Source organism: Solidesulfovibrio carbinolicus (assembly GCF_004135975.1).
In the GTDB taxonomy this organism is placed as follows: domain Bacteria; phylum Desulfobacterota; class Desulfovibrionia; order Desulfovibrionales; family Desulfovibrionaceae; genus Solidesulfovibrio; species Solidesulfovibrio carbinolicus.
In genome coordinates, this window is record NZ_CP026538.1 from 2,725,412 (window position 1) to 2,743,614 (window position 18,203).

Below are 18,203 nucleotides of genomic sequence, written 5' to 3' on the forward strand. Positions count from 1 at the left end.
CTTTCTCCGTCACGCCCAGCCGGGAGGTCTTGCGCCTCCCGGCTTTTTGCGTTGCGTCCGGTTTGCCAAGCGCCCGCCGACCGGCTACATTGCCGGCTTTGGCGACTTCTCCACCCATAAGCCCGGAGCCCCTATGCTAGACGACTTGCTGGCCCATATCGACGGCGAACGCGAGGCCGTCATCGACCTGCAACGCGAAATGACCGCCATCCCCGCCCTGGGCCCCGACAACGGCGGTCCCGGCGAACGCGAAAAAGCCGACCGCCTCAAAGTCCTGCTGGCCGACATGGGCTTCCCCGAAGTCCGCGAAATAAACGCTCCCGATCCCCGCGTGCCCTGCGGCCACCGCCCCAACCTCGCCGTGGTCATGCCCGGGGCCGACGCCTCGCGCACCTTCTGGGTCATCTCCCACCTCGACATCGTGCCGCCCGGCGACCGCGCCCTGTGGAAAAACGATCCCTACACGCTGTCCGTCGACGGCGACCTCGTGTACGGGCGCGGCGTCGAGGACAACCAGCAGGCCGTGGTCAGCTCCATCCTGCTCGGCCGGGCCATCGCCGCCAAAAAGCTGCTGCCGCCCATGAACTACGGGATGCTGTTCGTGGCCGACGAGGAAACCGGCAGCAAATACGGCCTCGACTACGTGGCCGCCCACCACGACGGGCTTTTCTCCAAGGACGACCTCTTTCTCGTGCCCGACTTCGGCCTGCCCACCAGCGAAATGGTGGAAGTGGCTGAAAAAAGCATGCTCTGGCTCAAGGTTATCGTGGAAGGCCGCCAGTGCCATGCCTCCACCCCGGCCGAAGGCGTCAACACCCTGGCCGCCGCTTCGCTTTTTATCCTCAAGATCCCCAAGCTCTACGACAAGTTCGGCGACAAGGACCCGCTGTTCCACCCCGCCAACTCCACCTTCGAGCCGACCAAGAAAGAAGCCAACGTCGAAAACATCAACACCATCCCCGGCCGCGACGTCTTCTACGTCGATTGCCGCGTGCTGCCCCACTACAACCTCGACGACGTCCTGGCCGCCATCGCGGGCTTCGGCAAAGAAGTTGAGGAAGCCTGCGGCGTCACCGTCAGCTACGAGATCGTGCAAAAAGAGCAGGCCGCGCCAGCCACCGACGTCTCCGCCACCATCGTCACCCGGGTCATGGACGGCATCCGGCAGGTCTACGGAGCCGATCCCAAACCCATGGGCATCGGCGGCGGCACCGTGGCCGCCTATCTGCGCCGCCGTGGCTACCCGGCCGTGGTCTGGGCCACCCTGGAACACAACGCCCACCAGCCCAACGAACGCTCCAGCATCGCCAAAACCATCGGCGATGCTAAAGTTATGGCGAGGGTGTTGTATAGTTAGTTTGTCATAAGATGCCTCCGGCGGCCAGGAGAGGCTCTGCCTCTCCTGGACCTCTCCGCCGGGGGCCTGAGGCCCCCGGACCCCCCAAAGGGGTTGCGGAGGGGACGCATTGCTGTGTAGGCGGGCGGAGATGAAGGATGAATATCAAGCGCGCTTGGAAAAAGCTCCTCATGGAGCAGTGCCGCCGGCCCGGCGGCATCCTTGGCGAATACATCGGCCGGCGCATGAACCGCAGCCACTACGCCCTGACCACCTGGGGCCTGTCCCAGGTGGACGTCGCCCCGGACCAGGACATCCTCGACATCGGCTGCGGCGGCGGCCGCACCCTGGCCCGGCTGGCCGAACTGGCCCCGCGCGGGCGCATCTGCGGCATCGACGCCTCGCCCAAAAGCGTGGCCCTGTCCCGACGCCATAACGCCAAGGCCGTGGCCTCGGGCCACATGGAAGTGCGCCAAGCCTCGGTTTCGGCCCTGCCCTACCGCGGCGCCACCTTTCATCTGGCCACGGCCGTGGAGACGCATTACTTCTGGCCCGACCTGGCCGCCGACCTGATTGAGGTGCGGCGCGTGCTGCGCCCGGGCGGCCGGTTCCTGCTCCTGGCCGAGGTCTACGACACGCCGCGCTTCGACGCCCGCAACCGCAAATGGCTGGAACTCGTGCCCATGACCTATTTGACCCCGGTCCGATTCCGGGAGCTGTTCGAGGCCGCCGGCTTCGTGGACGTCGCCGTCCACGAGGAACCCGACCAGGGCTGGCTGTGCTGCCTGGGCCGCAAGCCCGACGCTGCCTGAAGCCGCCTGAGGCCGCCCTTTCCGTTAACGCCGATCTGACCATGCCCCCCATTTTTTTCCCATTCCACCCCTTGCAAGGGGGTCCGGGGGAGATTATGCCCCCCGGCGGGGCGTCGGGGCAACGCCCCTACATGCTCTTTCCCTTTCCCTACGCCGGAGGCGCGTGACTTCCATGACGTTCGACATCATCGTGATCGGGGCCGGACACGCCGGCTGCGAGGCGGCCATGGCCGCCGCCAGACTCGGCTGCAAGACCCTGCTTCTCACCCAAAACGTGGACCGCATCGGCCATTTGTCCTGCAATCCGGCCATCGGCGGGTTGGCCAAGGGGCACATGGTCCGCGAGATCGACGCCCTTGGCGGCATGATGGGCCTGTGGGCCGACGCCGCCGGCATCCAGTTCCGCACGCTCAACACCAGCAAAGGGCCGGCCGTGCGCGCCACCCGCGCCCAGATCGACCGCGACCAGTACATGCGGGTGGTCAAGCGTGACGTCTTCGCCCAGGAAAACCTCACCGTGCGCCAGGACAGCGCCGAGGACATCCTGGCCGAGGCCGGGCGCGTCAGCGGCCTGCGCGTCGCCTCGGGCGAGACGTTTGCCGCCCGGGCCGTCATCGTCACCACCGGCACCTTTCTGGGCGGGCTTATCCACATCGGCCTGACCCAGCTGCGCGGCGGCCGTCTGGGCGATCCGCCCTCCGACGGCTTGCCCGCCAGCCTGCGCCGCCATGGGCTGACCCTTGGCCGCCTCAAGACCGGCACCACGCCGCGCCTTCTGGCCAAGAGCATCGACTTTTCCGTGACCGTGCCCCAGCCCGGGGACACGCCACCGCCGGGGTTCAGCTTCCACGGCCCCGGGCCGGTGCTGCCCCAGGTGCCCTGCTACCTCACCCACACCAACGCCCGCACCCACGAGGCCATCCGGGCCGGTTTCGAGCGGTCGCCCCTGTTCACCGGCGTCATCCAGGGAACCGGCGCGCGCTACTGCCCCTCGGTGGAAGACAAGGTGGCCCGGTTTCCCGAGCGCGACCGCCATCATGTGTTTCTGGAGCCCGAAGGCCTGGAAAGCCCGGAGATCTACCCCAACGGCATCTCCACCAGCCTGCCCATCGAGACCCAGAAGGCCATGATCGCCACCATCCCGGGACTGGAAAATGCGGTCATCGTGCGCCCGGGCTACGCCATCGAATACGACTACGCCGACCCGGTGCAGCTGTCCCCGACCCTGGAAACCAAGGCTTTGCCGGGGCTGTATCTGGCCGGCCAGATAAACGGCACCTCCGGCTACGAAGAGGCCGCCGCCCAGGGGCTTTGGGCCTCCCTCAACGCCTGTCTGGCGCTTTCCGGCCGGCCGCCGTTTCTGCTGCGCCGCGATCAGGCCTATATGGCCGTCCTGGTCGATGACCTCGTCACCAAGGGGACCAGCGAACCCTACCGCATGTTCACCTCCCGGGCCGAGCATCGGCTGCTTCTTCGCGAGGGCAATGCCGACGCCCGGCTGACCGCCCTGGGTCGGGAGATCGGCCTTGTGGGCGAGGCCCAATGGGTGCGCTACGAGGCCAAGGAAGCGTCCATCAGCAAGGCCATGGCCGGTCTGGCCGAGCGCCGGGTGCGGCCCGGAGACTGCGACGACGCGGCCTGGGAGGCCCTTGGCGGCAAGCCGGCCGAGCGCAGCCTGCGCCTGGACGAACTCCTGCGCCGCCCGGCCGTCAGCCTGCCCGATCTTTTCCGTTTCTGGCCCGAACTGGCCGAAGTTCCGGCCGAGGCGGCCGTGGAAGCCGAAACCCGCGTCAAATATGACGGGTACTTGAAGCGCCAGGAAGAGCTGGCCGGCCGGGCCGGCCGCCACGAGAGCGTGGCGCTGCCGGAGGATCTCGACTACGCCGCCGTGGCCGGGCTGTCCCGGGAAGTGGTGGAAAAGCTCGTCCGGGTGGCCCCGCGCAGCCTGGGCCAGGCCTCGCGCATCTCGGGCGTCACCCCGGCGGCGGTGTCCTGCCTGGAAATCCATCTCAAAAAGCTGTCCAGACAGGCCTAAAAGCCCCTTGTGCCCGCCCGGACGATGGCTTATGACCGATTCATGGCGGAATTCTGGGGGTTTGCCCACCTTCCGGCTTTTTTAAGCCTTTTTGACCCCGGTTGGTGGGATCGGATGCTCGACGACACCAACACCGGCCATGCCTCGCCCGAGGCCCTGCTCATCATGGCCGGGACTTTCGCAATGTTTTTCACGATTATCGGCGTGGGCGCGTTCGTGAAGACCAAGTACCGGCCAACGGACGTGCGCCCCACCACCTGGATCACCAAGCCGGCCGAGGTCCGGGCCTTGGTGGAGACGGCCCTGACCCAGCGCAGCAAGGTTCGGGTGAGCTTTGTGCGCGACGATCCCGGCGCGCGCATGACCGACGCCGCCATCGTCGCCGCCTCGCCGGGGCGCGGCATCGAACTTGAAATGACCTCGCTCGTGCGGGCCAACCCGACCTGGATCGGCAAGCTCGTGGCCTGCGATTTTCGCCTGCGCCTTGATCCCCACCGCGACCTGCACAGTTTTTACAACTTCGTGGCCCCCATCCAGGCCATCGGCAAGGCCGGCGACAACTTCATCCACATGACCGTGGACTGGCCGACTCGCCTGGAGCTGGAGCAAAAGCGCGGGTTCTTGCGGGTGGAGCCGCCGCAAAACGTCATTCTCGAATTGGAATTGTGGCACGAGTCCACCATCAAGAACAACCGAGGCCGCTTTGCCGACCCGGCCACCTGGGGCGAGCCGCTTTTGCGCTTTGACCCCAAGTTCGACACCCCCGACATCGAACTGCGCAACATTTCCGGCGGCGGCCTGCGCCTGGAGGTCCAGCACGAGGCCTACCGCCGGGGGCATCGCCTGTTCGAGCCGACCTCGCGCTTCATCGCCCGGCTGCTTTTGGCCGAGCCGGAAATCGGCCAGCCCGTGGAGTTCAATCTGGCTCTGCGCCTGCAGAATATCTACGGCGATCCCAAGGCCCTGGGCATCGTCGGCGTGGGCTTTCACATCACGAGCTTTGCCGTGCCCGGCGACACGCCCGGCGAGCCGCTGTCCTGGAAAACCGCCGCCGCCGGCGTGCCGGCCCTGGACGACTGGGCCTACCGCCGCCATCTGGCCATCTACCGCCAACGCGGCGAATAGCCCCATGGACGAACGCCAAGATCGTTGTTAGTATTTTTGTTCAGCTATCCGGGCTTGTCACGGAAACGACGCAATTCCCGGAGTACTTCGCGGAAAAACGCCGCATGACGGCGCGCCCCGCTTAGGAGGATCAGGTTGGACGACGATTCCGATGGTCGGTTTTGGAATGCCCTGACCAAATTTTTCCGCCAAAAAAGCATTTCCCTTGAAGAGTTGATCCTGGAAGCCCGGGCGGAGGGTTCCATCATCCCGGAAGACGCCTCCATGCTCCTCAACATCCTGCGGCTGGAAAGCAAGCAGGTGTCGGACATCATGGTGCCGCGCCCGGACATCGTCTGCGCCGAGATCGACGACGGCCTGGACGCCGTCTGCGCCCTGATCAAAACCCACGGCCACTCCCGCATCCCGGTCTACGAAGGCAACCGCGACAACATCCTGGGCGTGCTCTACGCCAAGGACATCCTCAGCAACATGCTGCCGGTCTGCGGCGAAACGCCCGACCTGCGCGCCATCATGCGCGAGGCGCTGTTTGTCCCGGAGACGCTGGACCTCAAGAAGATGCTCCTGGAATTTCGCAGCCAGAAAAAGCACATGGCCGTGGCTCTGGACGAATACGGCGGCACCTCGGGGCTGCTCACCCTGGAAGACGTGCTGGAAGAGATCGTCGGTGAGATCGAGGACGAACATGATCCGAGCAAGCCCGAAGAGATCCGGGAACTGCGGCCCGGCGTCCATCAGGTTTCCGGACGGGCCATGCTCGAAGACATCAACGCTGCCCTGGGCCTGTCCCTGGAGTCGGAACAGGTGGAGACCATCGGCGGCTTCCTTACCGAACTGGCCGGCCGCGTGCCCCGGCAGGGCGACGCCTTCACCCTGGACGGACGGCGCTTCACCGTCCGCGAGGCCGACCGCCGCCAGATCCGCTCCATCGTCATCGAGCCGGCCGAGGCCTAGTATCGCGTCCGCGAAAAGCGCATATGGTTTTTGATAGTCAACGAGCTAAAACCATTTATTTTTCTTAAAAAAACTAGCGTATTTTTTTAGGACGCGACACTAGCTGCCGCTTGATAAAATTTTCAGGGGTTAGTCCCTTGGCCGCCGAAGCAACGGTGGTTTCCATCAAAGGCGAACCACCCTCAATCACTTTTCCCGTCGAGGGGGTCCGGGGGGATCATCCCCCCGGCCGCCGGAGGCTTCCCCCCTGCCGCCTATCCTCAAATCCCCGGAAGTGACGCCGTGATCCTTGCCGCTTTTCTTGCCGTGTGCGGAGCCTGGTTCGGCCTGGCCAACCCCGTCGCCCGCCTGCCGCTGTTCATGCTGTTGCTGCCGGCCGGCTTGGCCTACCTCGCCTGCCGGGCCGAAACCACCCGGCAGGCCGCCAAATGGGCCTACTGGACCGGCGCGCTGACCGCCGCCGGCAATCTTTACTGGACCTGCCTGCCCGTCCACGACTTCGGGGGCATGCCCTGGGTGCTGGCCACGCCCGTGCCGGTGCTCATGGGTCTGGTCCTTGGCGCGTACGCCGCCGCCCTGGCCCTGGCCTGGCGCTTTGGCGCGGCCAGGCTCCCGGCCTGGTTGTTTGTGCCCTACGCCGCCGCCGCCTGGACCGTCATGGAGATGCTGCGGGGCACGCTTTTCACCGGCTTTCCCTGGCTCACCCTGGCTGGAGCCTTTTCCCCCTGGCCCATGGCCATCCAGGGCGCGGCCTACCTCGGAGCCTACGGCCTCTCAGGCCTGCTCGCCGCCCTGGCTGCCGGCCCGGCCGTCTACGGGCTTTTCTCCCGTCCGACCCTGGCCGTTATCCTCATTGCGGCCGGACTGGCCTTTCTCGGCAACCGCCGGCTGGCCGACCCCGTGCCCAAGATCGCCGCCGCCCATGTGACCATCGTCCAAGGCAACGTGGACCAAAGCCGCAAATGGGCCCCCGAGGCCGAGGAAGAAACGGTTGATAAGTACATTGACCTGTCCAAGCGCGCCCTGTCCGACGCGCCTTCGGACCTCCTCGTCTGGCCCGAGACTTCCATGCCCTTTTTCTATCAGGACGGCGGCCATCTGGCCCAGCGTGTGCGCGACTTCGTCGCCTCGGCCGGAGTGCCCCTGGTCTTTGGCGCGCCGGCCTACGAACGCACCCTGGGCGGGCACGTGCTCTACAACCGGGCCTTCCTGCTGGCCCCGGACGGCCGGGCCGCCGGCTACGACAAGGAACACCTCGTCCCCTTTGGCGAATACGTCCCCCTGGGGCAGTACCTGACCTTCATCGGCAAGCTGGTCGAGGGCGTGGGCGACTTCAAGCCCGGCGCGTCGGCCGCCCCTCTGCGCCAGGGCGACCTTGCCCTGGGAACGCTCATTTGCTATGAAGCGATCTTTCCCGAACTCGCTCAAAAACGGGTGGAAGCCGGGGCCAACGTCCTGGTCAACATCTCCAACGACGCCTGGTTCGGCGATACGGCGGCTCCCCGGCAGCATCTCGATCTGGCCTTGCTGCGGGCCGTCGAACAAGGACGGGCGCTCATCCGAGGCACCAACACGGGCATTTCCGCCGTGATCGACCCCCGGGGGCGCGTCATGGCCCAGGGCGGCCTTTTCACGGCCCTGGCCCTGCCATGCCCGGAGACGCCCATCGTGTCGGAAACGACCTGGTATCACCGCTACTACGGCCTGATCACCTGGGGCCTGCCGGCCCTGTTCGCGCTCCTGGGGCTGGCCGCTTGCTTAAGGCCTGTTCGGTCCCGCGACCGCCGCCCCGGCGGACTGACCCTTTAACCCCAAGCGACTGCTCACGACATGCTGCAATATTCGGAACTGCGCACCCAGGGCGCCGAGCTTTTGGAAAAATTCGAAGGATTCTGGAGGCGTCTTTGACCTGGATAAAAGCCGCCAGCGTCTGGAACTCATCGAAGCCGAGCTGTCCCAGCCCGGCGCCTGGGATAATCCCGAGCGTCTGACCCCGATCCTTCGGGAAAAAAGCGCCCTTGCCGCCAAGGTCGCCGACGGCGAGCGTCTGCTGGCCGCCCGGGCCGACCTTGAAGAGTGGCTCGGCATGGCCAAGGACGACGGCAGCCCGGAAATCCTCGACGCCCTGGCCGAACAGATCGGCACGCTTCGGATTGATCTGGCCGACGCCGAACTGGCCGCCTTTTTCGGCCCCGAGGACAACGCCGACGCGATCCTCGAAATCCACCCCGGAGCCGGCGGCACCGAGGCCCAGGACTGGGCCGAGATGCTGCTGCGCATGTACCGCCGCTGGGCCGAGCGCAAGCGTTTCGACGTCAAGATGCTCGACTTCCTGCCCGGCGACGAGGCCGGCGTCAAAAGCGTCACCCTGCAAATTTCCGGTCCCTATGCCTACGGCCTGCTGGCCGTGGAAAAAGGCATCCATCGATTGATCCGCATCTCGCCCTTCGATTCCTCGGGCCGACGCCACACCTCCTTTGCTTCGGTGGACGTCTACCCCGACGCCGGCGTGGACATCGACATCGAGGTGAAGGAAGACGATCTGCGGGTGGACGTGTTTAGGGCTTCGGGGCCGGGCGGCCAGCACGTCAACAAGACGTCCTCGGCCATCCGCATCACCCACCTGCCCACCAACATCGTGGTGCAGTGCCAAAACGAGAAGTCGCAGCACCGCAACCGCGAGACGGCCATGAAGGTGCTCAAGGCCCGACTTTATGACCTGGAGCTCAAAAAGCTTGAGGCCGAGAAGCAGGAAAGCTACGAATCCAAAAACGCCATCGGTTTCGGATCCCAGATAAGGACCTACACCATGCAGCCATACCGACTGGTCAAGGACCATCGCACCGGCGTGGACGCCGGTGACGTTGAAGCGGTGCTGGACGGCGACCTGGACAAGTTCATTCGCGGCTTCCTCCTGGCGTCGGGCGATGACTCCCGCAAATAACGGCGGCTGTTCGCCGGACTTCCCGGACGAGGCCCTGGCCGCCGAGCTAGACGAGCTGCGCCAGTTGCTCGACGGAACGGACAAGCCGGCCTGCGCCGAGGAAGGCGAAGGGCTGGTCATCATGCGCCTGTGCTCGGGGCTGACGCTTCAGGAATGGGAGGGGCTTGGCGCGCGGCGCGACCTGCGCGACTGGATGGCCCTGCCCATCACCGCCAACCCGTTCCCCTATCTTACGCGCATCCAGCAGACGCTTTAGGAACTGGTCTTTCTCTCCGAACACGATCCCCTGACCAAGCTTCACAACCGGGGCGCGTTCGAGCGCATCCTGGCCGCCGAACTCATCCGCTCCTCGCGCTCGGGCCAGCCCCTGGCCCTGGCGTTGCTCGACCTCGACAATTTCAAAACGGTCAACGACACCTACGGCCACCCTTGCGGCGACCGGGTGCTGGAAACCATGGGCGCGCTTTTGGCCGCCGAAAAGCGCACCTACGACTACGCCGCCCGGGTCGGGGGCGAGGAATTCGCCCTGATCCTGCCGGGCGTCGGCATGGTCCGGGCCGAAGGCATCGTCGAGCGCCTCATCGAATCGGCCCGCACCCTTCGGGTGGTCTGCGAGGGCGTGGACACGCCCCTTTGCGTGACCCTCTCGGCCGGCATCGCCTGCACCAAGGGCAAGGTGGCCATCAGCCGGGAGAAGCTCTACGCCATGGCCGACGAGGCCCTTTATATGGCCAAGGCCGAGGGCAAGGACCGCGTCCGCTGCGCCCCCATCGCCGACCTGACCGGAACCCCTGAAAAAACCCTGGTGCGAGCCGATGAAAAGCGCTTTCTTTTCACCGGCACGACCAAAGGATGATACGGCGTATGCCCGAAGCCTCAAATCCCAACGCCACCCTGTCGGTGGCCATCTTAAGCGGCAAGGGCGGGGTCGGGAAATCCAACCTGACCCTGAACCTGAGCTATGCCCTGTTTAGGGCCGGCCACCGCGTGCTGCTCATGGACTTCGACGTGGGCCTGGCCAACGTCGACGTGCTGCTCGGCCTGTCGCCGGAAAAAAACCTCCAGGACCTGTTTCGCCCGGAAGTGACCGCCGCCGAGGTCATGCTGGCCGTCGAACCCGGCGGTTTCGACTTCCTGCCGGCGGCCAGCGGCGTGCCCGAACTGCTGGAGATGGACGACGACATGCGCGAGGTGCTGTTCCAAAAGCTCAACGGCGTGTTTGCCGGCTACGACTACCTCATGCTCGACCTCGGAGCCGGCATCTCGCCCACGGTGTTGTCCGTGGCCGCCATGAGCCAGATGCGGGTGCTGGTCGTCACTCCGGAACCGACTTCGCTGACCGACTCCTACGCCGTCATCAAGGTGCTGCACACCCAATACGGGATTTCGGACTTCCATGTGCTGGTCAATCAGGTGGAGCGGGTCTCGGACACCCAGGCCACCTTTGCCCGGCTGTCGGCGGCCTGCAGCCATTTCCTGGGCTTCGAACCCCAGCTCATCGGCGGCGTGCGCCATGACCAGGCCCTGCCCGACGCCGTGCGCCGCCAGATTCCCCTGCTGCGCCACGCCCCCAAAAGCCCCGCCGCCCTGGACATCGTCAGCGGCGCGGTGCGGCTGCACCGGGTGCGCCAGCAGCGCCACGACGAACTGCTCGGCGCGCCGGTGCTGGGAAAAATTCCAACGATTCGCAAGTAGGACTTGACGGGGGACCGTTGTTTTCGGCAATGGTATGAAATAGATGGACGATTGCACTCCGCCAGTTTGGGGAGGCGTCCGGCCAACCGTCAACAGCGCGAGGACCACGCGATGAACAAAAGCGAACTCATCAAGACCCTGGCCGAGACCAAGGACCTGCACATCGACGAAGCCGCCGACATCGTCAACGCCTTTGTCGATTCCGTCAAACAGGCGCTTATCAACGAAGACCGCGTGGAAATCCGCGGCTTCGGCAGCTTCAAGATCAAGGGCTACAAGGGCTACACCGGCCGCAACCCCAAGTCCGGCGACGTGGTCACCGTGGCCCCGAAAAAGCTCCCCTTCTTCCGCCCCGGCAAAGAACTCAAGGAATATCTCAACAAGTAGCCCCTATGCGCACCCTGATCACCTTGCTGCTGGTCCTGGCCGTCACGGCCATGACCACGGCGGCGGCGTTGGCCGCCGAGCCGGCGTTGACCATCCTCTACGCCGGCAATACCTACGGCTATTTCGACCCCTGCCCCACCTGCGGCCCGCAAAAGCTCGGCGGCCTGGCCCGGCGGGCCAGCGCCCTCGAAGCGGCCCGGGCTTCCGGCAAAACCCTGGCCGTGGCCGGCCCCTGGGAATTCGCCCCCGAGGTCTCGGCCGCCCCGCCCGAGCCGGCCAAGCTCCCGGCCGTGGCCAAGGCCCACGAAAAGCTTCGCTACGACGCCCTGGCCGTCACGCCCCAGGAAGCGGCCATCCTGTCGGCCAACAAGGCCGCCCTGCCCAAGGGGGCCGTGCTGCTTGGCGACACGCCGGCCACGGCCATCGTCAACGTCGGCGGCAAACAGGTCGGGCTGATCTTTTTCCCCATGCCCAAGGACATCAGCGCCGCCGTGCCCGACAAGCTGATGGACGCCGCGGCCAAGGCGGCCGGCGAATTGCGCGGCAAGGTCGCCCTGGTGGTGGGGATAAGCCCCTGGGGAGCCCTGGACGAAGAGGCCTTCATCAACGCCAAGTCCGGCGCGGTGGACGTGCTCTTGGGCAGCGGCGGCGGTTCGGGCTTTGCTTCGCGCACCTCCAAGGACGGCCGCACCCTGTGGACCCGGGCCTACATCAAGGGCAAGACCGTAAACCGCCTCGATCTGGCCGCCCTGCCGGGCGCGCCGGGGTTCGCCTGGAAGATCGGCGAGAACTTCACGGCCAAGGTCGATCCCCTGGACGAGAACTTCCCGCAAGATCCGGCTGTCGAGGTCATGCTCAAGTAATTTCGGCCGCCTCCCTTCGGGCGGCGACTTGCAACCTTTCGAGGCCCATCGTGCACACCGTTTTTCACCGCTTGCTGGCCGCGACGTTGTTCCTGGCCCTGACGGTCGTCTGCGGCCTTCCGCCCCAGGCCCAGGCCCAGGAACCGGCGCTGACCATCGTCCTGTCCGGCAACACCTACGGCAACTACGAGCCCTGCCCGTCCTGAGGCGGCAAACTCGTCGGCGGGCTGGCCCGGAGGGCCACCTTCATCGAATCGCTGCGTAGCGCCGCGCCTGGCCAGGAACGTACCCTGGTCATTGCCGCCCCTTTTGAAATCCTGTCCGACGGCCCGGAAAAAAAGCCCGAGCCGCGCCGCCTGCCGGCCATCAGCCAGGCCATGACGCGCCTTCGCTACGACGCCGGGGCGTTGCTGCCAAGCGAAGCCGCCTATCTCAAAAGCGCCGACGCGCCCATCCCGGCCGGCTTCACGGTCCTTGGCGACAAGCCGGTGACCGCCGTCCTCGACAAGGGCGGGATCAAGGTGGGCATCGTCTTTTTCCCGGCCCCGGCCGATCTGACCAAACCCACACCCCCGGCCGTGGGCGACGCCGTGGCCGAGGCGGCCAAAAAACTGCGGCCGTCGGTGGCGCTGGTCATCGGCGTCAGCGGCATCGGCATGATTGACGAGGAAGCCTTCCTGGCCGCCCATCCGGGCGTCCTGGACGTGCTGCTTGGCAGCGGCCTCAACGCCGGCACGGCCGGCCGGCCAGGCCCCGGCGGCAAGACGCTTTTCGCCCGGGCCTACACCCGGGGCAAGACCGTCAATCGCCTGGACCTGCTCCAACTGCCGCAGGGATCGGATTTCGCCTGGAAGCCGAACGAGAACTTCAAGGCCGAGGTGGTGAACCTTGACGAGGCCTATCCGGCTGATCCCGAGATCAAGAAGCTGTTCGAATAGCCTGGCGTCGCCGCCGCGCGCCGCCTGGCAAGGCAAAACGCCCCGCTCTCCCCGCAGTCCGGCTGCGATGAGGGCGGGGCGTTTTGACGCCGTAGGGGAGGCCTCGTGTCACACGCCCACGAAAAGCCCATGGGAATTCCGCAGACAACAGGCTAAACCCCGTAATCTTTCTTAAAAAACCATCGTAGTTTTTAGGGACGCGACACGAGAAGCGCCAACGGCTGGCTGGAGGGGCTGTCTCCTGTCCGTTATCTTGGGCACGGCGCAAGCATCCGAAATTGTGCCTGAAGACCGCCAAGGGCGTCACGGGTGCAGCGTATTCGTCCTCCACAGAAACCGCGACAACGAGGGGGGCTAGCCCCAGGCCGGCGGCAGGGCGACGACGCGCGCGTAGGCGTCAAGAACGATGCGTGCAGTCTTGTCCCAGGCAAAAAGCCCGGCCCGGGCCAGGGATTTTTCCCGCAGCGTCGCCGCCATTGCCGTATCAGCGCTCAACGCGGCCATGGCCCGGGCCAGACCGGCCACGTCCAGGGGATCGACCAGCACGGCCGCGTCACCGGCCACTTCCGGCAATGATGTGGCGTCGGCGCAGATGACCGCCGCGCCCAGGCTCATGGCCTCCAGCACCGGCAAGCCGAAGCCCTCGAACAGGGACGGATAGAGGAAGGCGTGGCACGAGGCATAGAGCCAGGCCAGTTCGGCGTCGGACACGTAGCCCGTGAAGACGAGATGCTCGGCAATGCCAAGCTCGGCCGCCGTGCGGGCCAGATCGTCCATGAGCCAGCCCTTGCCGCCGGCCAGCACCAGCGGCAGGCTTCCGCCGGTATCGCGCCGCCAGGCGGCGTAGGCGGCGAAAAGCCGCTCGTGGTTTTTTCGCGGCTCGATGGTGCCCACGCACAGCCAAAAGGAACCCGCTTCCATTCCGTCCAAGGCAGCCGGCCGGGCCTGGGGACTCGCCAAGTCAAAGCGACTGGCCAGCGGGGCCACCACCGTGCGTTCCCGGGGATAGCTCGGAAAAACCTTCAAAAAGTGCTTGAGGGAATATTCGGAGATGGAGACGATGCAATCCGCCCGGGTCGCCGCCCCAAAAACGCCGTCGAAGCAGCCGGTGCGGTTGCCCTCGGTGGTCCAGGCCGGCTCGACCAGAAACGACAGGTCGTACAGCGTATAGACCAACCGCGCCCGGGTCAGGCCTGTTGGGCAGAAAAAGTTGTTGGCGTGGACGATGTCTGGCCGGCCCAGACGGGCTTCGAAATCGGCCGGGGGCTGGCGGAAAAAGCGCTTCTGGTCCCAAAAGCGGCCAAAGGCCGGCCCCTGGCGGAATCGGCTGCCCTGCGGGCGCAGGCAGGCCCCGGGGCGCGGCTCGCGGAAAAAGTCGCCCCAGGCCGGATAGAGCACGTAGTCGTTGGCCGTGTCCACCCGGGCCAGGGCGGAGAGCAGCCCGGCGGCGAAATAGCCGCAACCGGCCTTGCCTGAGCCGGTCTGGGAGACGTCGAAGCCGATCCTCATGCCGGGCCGCCTCCGGGGCGAATAAGGCCCCGCGTCAGCCAGGATGCGGTGGTGCGCCACAACCCCGGCGAGATCGAGCGGTTCCAGCGCCAGGACGCCCCCAGCGAAGCCAGAGCCACGGCCGGGGTAAAGAGCCGGCTGCCCGTTAAACCCCACTGCTCTTCCACCAGGACATGGGCGTAGTTGCACAGCCAGCGGTCCGGGGTCGTGCCGAAGGTGTGGCGCAGCATGTCGTTGATTTCGGCGTGGACTTGCAGCCGTGCCCCGGAGGTCTTGGTCTGGGGGTAGAACCGCGAGCCGGCCAGTTTGCGCGGCAGATAACGGAAGACCGCCCCGCCCTTGGCCAGGCGCAGCCAGAATTCGTAGTCCAGGGTATACTGCCAGCGCAGGTCCAGCGCGCCGAAGCGCTCCACGGCCCGGCGGCGCACGAAGGCGGCCGGCTGGCAGATGAGGCAGCGCTCCTTGAGCCGTTCCAAATCGAAAGGCTCCACCGGGTAGGCCTCTATGAAGGCGTCGTTGACATCGATATGATCACCGTCGCCGTAAACCACATCCACATCAGGATGTTCTTCAAATACCTCAAGCACTGCTTGAAGCGCTCCGGGCATGTACACATCGTCGGAATTGAGCCAGGCGATGACCTCGCCGGTTGTCGCGGCGATGCCCTTGTTGACGGCGTCGGGCTGGCCCTTGTCGCGCTCCGACCGGAAGGTCAGGCGGTCGCCGTAGCTTTCCAGCACGGCCACGGTCTCGTCGGTGCTGCCGCCGTCCATGACCACGTATTCAAGGTCGGCCACGCCCTGGGACAGCACGCTGTCGATGGTGCGGCCGATGAACTGCCCCTGGTTGTAGGAGGGGGTGACGGCGGCGACGCTAAGCCTGGCCATGGGAACCTCCAGCGTAGCGCAAGTCCACGTCGCGCGCGCCGTCGGTCAGGCGCAGCTCCTCGCAGCGCGCCGACAGCCGCCGGCGGTCCGCGCCCGGTCCCTGGCCCTCGCCCCGGCGCGCGCCGTCGAAGAGAAACTCCACGCAGCCGCCGGCCGGCGGCAGATCCAGCGAAAACGCCGCCCGGCCGCCGGGTTTGAGCGTTTGCGCCTTGCCCACCGCCCGGCCGGCCACCAGGGCCGTCACCGTCACCCGGGCCGACGGGGCCTCGGCCGGCAAGGCGAACGTCGCCCGCAGCCACTGGCGATGGGCTGCCGGGCCATAGGCCGCGAAAAGGCGCGTGCCGCACCAGCCGTCGGCCCACAGCCCGCGCACGGCCGTGCTCTGGGACACCGGCCGGGCCAGCACCTCCTCGAAAACATCCAGGTACTTTCGGGCCATGTCCTCGGGGCCGCCAAAGGCGGCCAGCCGCTCCCGGCCCTTGGCCACAAGCCCCTCGGCCAGCCCGGGTTCGTCCAGAAGCCGGGCCAGGGCGGCGGCCATGGTGTCGGGCCGCTTGGGATCGAAATACAGCGCCGCCTCGCCTCCGACCTCGGGCAGGCTGGTCACGTCGGAACAGACAATGGGCGTGCCCACGGCCATGGCCTCGACCAGCGGCATCCCAAAGCCCTCGAAGAGCGAGGGGAAAACCAAGGCCGCCGCGCCGGTCATAAGCGCTGAAAGCTCCTCGTCGGACACGTAACCGGCAAAAGTCACCCGCTCGGCCAATCCCAGGCGCGCCGCCGCTTGGCCGAGTTCGGCCCGAAGCCCGGTGTCGGCCCCGGTCAAGACCAACCGGACGTCGTCGGTACGTCCGGCGGCCAACATGCCGAAAGCGGTCAGCAACATGCGGTGGTTTTTATGCGGCCAGTAATTGGCCGGATAGAGGAAATAGCGAGCGTCGCCCAGGCCCAGACGCGCCCGGGCGGCCGCCACGGCCTCGGGGGCGGCGCGCGAAAGCCGGCGCGGCAGGGAGATAGGCACCGTGGCCGTGCGCCCGGGCGGCACATTGCCCTGGGCCAACACGGACTGGCGGGTGAATTCCGAGATGCACACCAGCCGCTCGGCCAGCCGGGCGGCGGTGAGAAAGGTCCGCTCCCGCCCGGCTTCGTCGTCGGGCGCAAAAAACTGCGGATAGGCGGCGTACTGCAGGTCGTAGACCACGGACACGGCCGGCACGTCGGGATGGTGGAAATAGGGCATGGTAAACGGGCAAAAATACAGGTCAACAGGCTGGCCGCGCCAGTGGGACAGGCCGCGCAGCCGCCCGAGCGTCGAGGCCCGGACCCGTTCGACGTTTGGCGCGTCGAGGTGGGCCAGCTCCTCATGGGCAGCGTCGGCGGTCAGGCACACGAAACGCCAGTCCGGCCGCATGTCGCGCAGAGCGTGGAGCAGCAGGATGGTCATGAGCTTGGCCCCGCCGTTGTCGCCCCCGGGCAACACCGGGGTGAGATCGACCAGCACGAGCGCCTTGTCCGTGGCCTTGGCGGCCGGGGCGGCCCGGCGGCCGCGCTCCTTGAGCACGTATTTGACGGCCTTGTTCCAGAACCAGGCCACCCGGCCGACTCGCAACAGCGCCTTGTTGACGAGCTGTGGCAGCCGCCCCTCGGACACCCAGCCCGAGGCCATCTCGCGCACTACGCCTTCCAGGCCGCCGATGACCGGAGCCTCGCCGCCGCACAGCCGATCCGCCTCGGCCTCGGCCGCCTCGGCCCGACGGACCAGATCGAGCATGGCCAGGGTCAGCCGGCCGTCCGGCCGGGCGCACAGGGCATTTTCAAATGCCGCGTCGTCGTGGTCGGCCAGGGTTTCCTTGCCGGCCAGAAACAGCATGTCATAGGGAAATAGCGCGGCCCCGAAACGCAGATGCGGCAACCCGGCGGCCGTGAAAAGCGCCCGCGCCGCTGACTGGCTGAAAAGATAGAGGTGCTCGGCCGGCAGCAACATGCGCGTAAACGGATCGGCTTCGGCCAAAAGCCGCTCGTGGCTGGCCCCGGCCGGAAAACGCGGGGTCTGCACCAGCACCACCCCGCCCGGGGCGAGCAGCTCGGCCACACGCCGCAGCAGACCAACGGGATCGGGCAGATGCTCCAGCACGTCCATGAGGACCACGGCGGAAAGGCTCCCCGGAGCAATGGCCTGCTCCTCCAGCGGGCCGGCCAGGACTTCTATGCCGAAGGTCTCCCCGGCCAACCGGGCCACCGAACCGTCCAGCTCCAGCCCCCTGGCCCGAAACCCGGCCCGCGACAACAGCGCCGTGAAGCCGCCGTGGGCACAACCCAGCTCCAACGTCTCGCCCGGCGGCAGACAGGCCGAAAGCAGAAACTTGAGCCAGCCCAGGCAGCGCTCGGGCAAATCGCGCCGGGCCCGGACCTCAATGGACGGCTGGCCCAGGTCGGCCACCTGATGGTCGTACCAGTAGTCCCGGCCGTAGCGCTCGCCGTCCTCGACCCGCGACACCAAGGTGCCGCAGCCCGGGCACAGCATGTACTCGGCCCCAAACGGCTCCAACCCGCCCATCCCGCACCAACACTGCCGCATATGAAAACTCCCAAACTGGGGGAGGAAACCCCTTTTTGAAAAAAGGGGTTTCCTCCCCCAGACCCCCACCTTCCCCCAAAACTTTCCAAAGGGGGTGGGTTAACTATTGTCCGTGTTCGCTGGTCCCGTCGCGCTGGGGA

The 18,203-nt window shown here is 66.6% G+C and carries 16 protein-coding genes; 13 read left to right on the forward strand and 3 right to left on the reverse strand.

The features are described from left to right. Nucleotides 1-133: 133 nt before the first annotated feature. The 13 genes from C3Y92_RS12245 to C3Y92_RS21865 all read left to right on the forward strand — a co-directional run bounded on the left by C3Y92_RS12245 (nucleotide 134) and on the right by C3Y92_RS21865 (nucleotide 13,089). Nucleotides 134-1,357, forward strand: a complete 1,224-nt coding sequence (locus C3Y92_RS12245) for a M20 family metallo-hydrolase (protein WP_129352906.1) — start codon at nucleotides 134-136, stop codon at nucleotides 1,355-1,357. Between the two features lie 137 nt (nucleotides 1,358-1,494). Then, nucleotides 1,495-2,148: a class I SAM-dependent methyltransferase gene (locus C3Y92_RS12250; RefSeq protein WP_129352908.1), complete on the forward strand. Its 654-nt coding sequence runs from the start codon at nucleotides 1,495-1,497 to the stop codon at nucleotides 2,146-2,148. Nucleotides 2,149-2,320: 172 nt separating this feature from the next. Next, the gene (gene mnmG, locus C3Y92_RS12255) at nucleotides 2,321-4,183 is read left to right on the forward strand and encodes a tRNA uridine-5-carboxymethylaminomethyl(34) synthesis enzyme MnmG (protein WP_129352910.1); all 1,863 of its coding nucleotides are present in this window, start codon (nucleotides 2,321-2,323) and stop codon (nucleotides 4,181-4,183) included. A gap of 42 nt (nucleotides 4,184-4,225) precedes the next feature. Then, nucleotides 4,226-5,308, forward strand: coding sequence for a PilZ domain-containing protein (locus C3Y92_RS12260; RefSeq protein WP_129352912.1), 1,083 nt, complete (start codon nucleotides 4,226-4,228; stop codon nucleotides 5,306-5,308). A gap of 135 nt (nucleotides 5,309-5,443) precedes the next feature. Then, entirely contained in the window at nucleotides 5,444-6,262 is an 819-nt protein-coding gene (locus C3Y92_RS12265) for a hemolysin family protein (protein ID WP_129352914.1), read from the forward strand. 282 nt (nucleotides 6,263-6,544) lie between these two features. Further along, on the forward strand, nucleotides 6,545-8,071 hold the full coding sequence (gene lnt, locus C3Y92_RS12270; protein ID WP_129352916.1) for an apolipoprotein N-acyltransferase: 1,527 nt from the start codon (nucleotides 6,545-6,547) through the stop codon (nucleotides 8,069-8,071). A gap of 21 nt (nucleotides 8,072-8,092) precedes the next feature. Then, nucleotides 8,093-9,206, forward strand: a protein-coding gene (gene prfB, locus C3Y92_RS12275; protein WP_207213995.1) for a peptide chain release factor 2 whose coding sequence is annotated in 2 segments (ribosomal slippage) — nucleotides 8,093-8,167 and nucleotides 8,169-9,206 — 1,113 coding nt in all. Because the reading frame shifts where the segments join, the coding sequence is not laid out codon by codon here. Next, nucleotides 9,190-9,462, forward strand: a complete 273-nt coding sequence (locus C3Y92_RS21490) for a hypothetical protein (RefSeq protein WP_235669472.1) — start codon at nucleotides 9,190-9,192, stop codon at nucleotides 9,460-9,462. The genes prfB and C3Y92_RS21490 overlap by 17 nt, the downstream gene beginning before the upstream one ends. A 3-nt stretch (nucleotides 9,463-9,465) precedes the next feature. Next, on the forward strand, nucleotides 9,466-10,062 hold the full coding sequence (locus tag C3Y92_RS21495) for a GGDEF domain-containing protein (protein WP_268932643.1): 597 nt from the start codon (nucleotides 9,466-9,468) through the stop codon (nucleotides 10,060-10,062). An 8-nt stretch (nucleotides 10,063-10,070) separates the two neighbouring features. Continuing rightward, on the forward strand, nucleotides 10,071-10,901 hold the full coding sequence (locus tag C3Y92_RS12285) for a MinD/ParA family protein (protein ID WP_129352920.1): 831 nt from the start codon (nucleotides 10,071-10,073) through the stop codon (nucleotides 10,899-10,901). A gap of 111 nt (nucleotides 10,902-11,012) precedes the next feature. After that, on the forward strand, nucleotides 11,013-11,288 hold the full coding sequence (locus tag C3Y92_RS12290) for an HU family DNA-binding protein (RefSeq protein WP_005993416.1): 276 nt from the start codon (nucleotides 11,013-11,015) through the stop codon (nucleotides 11,286-11,288). Nucleotides 11,289-11,293: 5 nt separating this feature from the next. Next, nucleotides 11,294-12,151: a UshA-like (seleno)protein family 2 gene (locus tag C3Y92_RS12295; RefSeq protein ID WP_129352922.1), complete on the forward strand. Its 858-nt coding sequence runs from the start codon at nucleotides 11,294-11,296 to the stop codon at nucleotides 12,149-12,151. 50 nt (nucleotides 12,152-12,201) lie between these two features. Then, on the forward strand, nucleotides 12,202-13,089 hold the full coding sequence (locus tag C3Y92_RS21865) for a UshA-like (seleno)protein family 2 (protein ID WP_456242912.1): 888 nt from the start codon (nucleotides 12,202-12,204) through the stop codon (nucleotides 13,087-13,089). 354 nt (nucleotides 13,090-13,443) lie between these two features. Here C3Y92_RS21865 and C3Y92_RS12305 read toward each other — a convergent pair whose 3' ends face one another. From C3Y92_RS12305 to C3Y92_RS12315, 3 genes are read right to left on the reverse strand one after another with little or no spacing between them, the layout of a single operon-like run. Further along, nucleotides 13,444-14,598 (reverse strand): glycosyltransferase family 4 protein, encoded by a 1,155-nt coding sequence (locus tag C3Y92_RS12305; protein ID WP_129352926.1) that lies wholly within the window; start codon nucleotides 14,596-14,598, stop codon nucleotides 13,444-13,446. Then, nucleotides 14,595-15,485, reverse strand: a complete 891-nt coding sequence (locus C3Y92_RS12310; protein WP_129352928.1) for a glycosyltransferase family 2 protein — start codon at nucleotides 15,483-15,485, stop codon at nucleotides 14,595-14,597. The genes C3Y92_RS12305 and C3Y92_RS12310 overlap by 4 nt, the downstream gene beginning before the upstream one ends. After that, nucleotides 15,472-18,063: a glycosyltransferase gene (locus C3Y92_RS12315; protein WP_129352930.1), complete on the reverse strand. Its 2,592-nt coding sequence runs from the start codon at nucleotides 18,061-18,063 to the stop codon at nucleotides 15,472-15,474. Before C3Y92_RS12315 ends, C3Y92_RS12310 begins: the two co-directional genes overlap by 14 nt. Nucleotides 18,064-18,203: the final 140 nt, after the last annotated feature.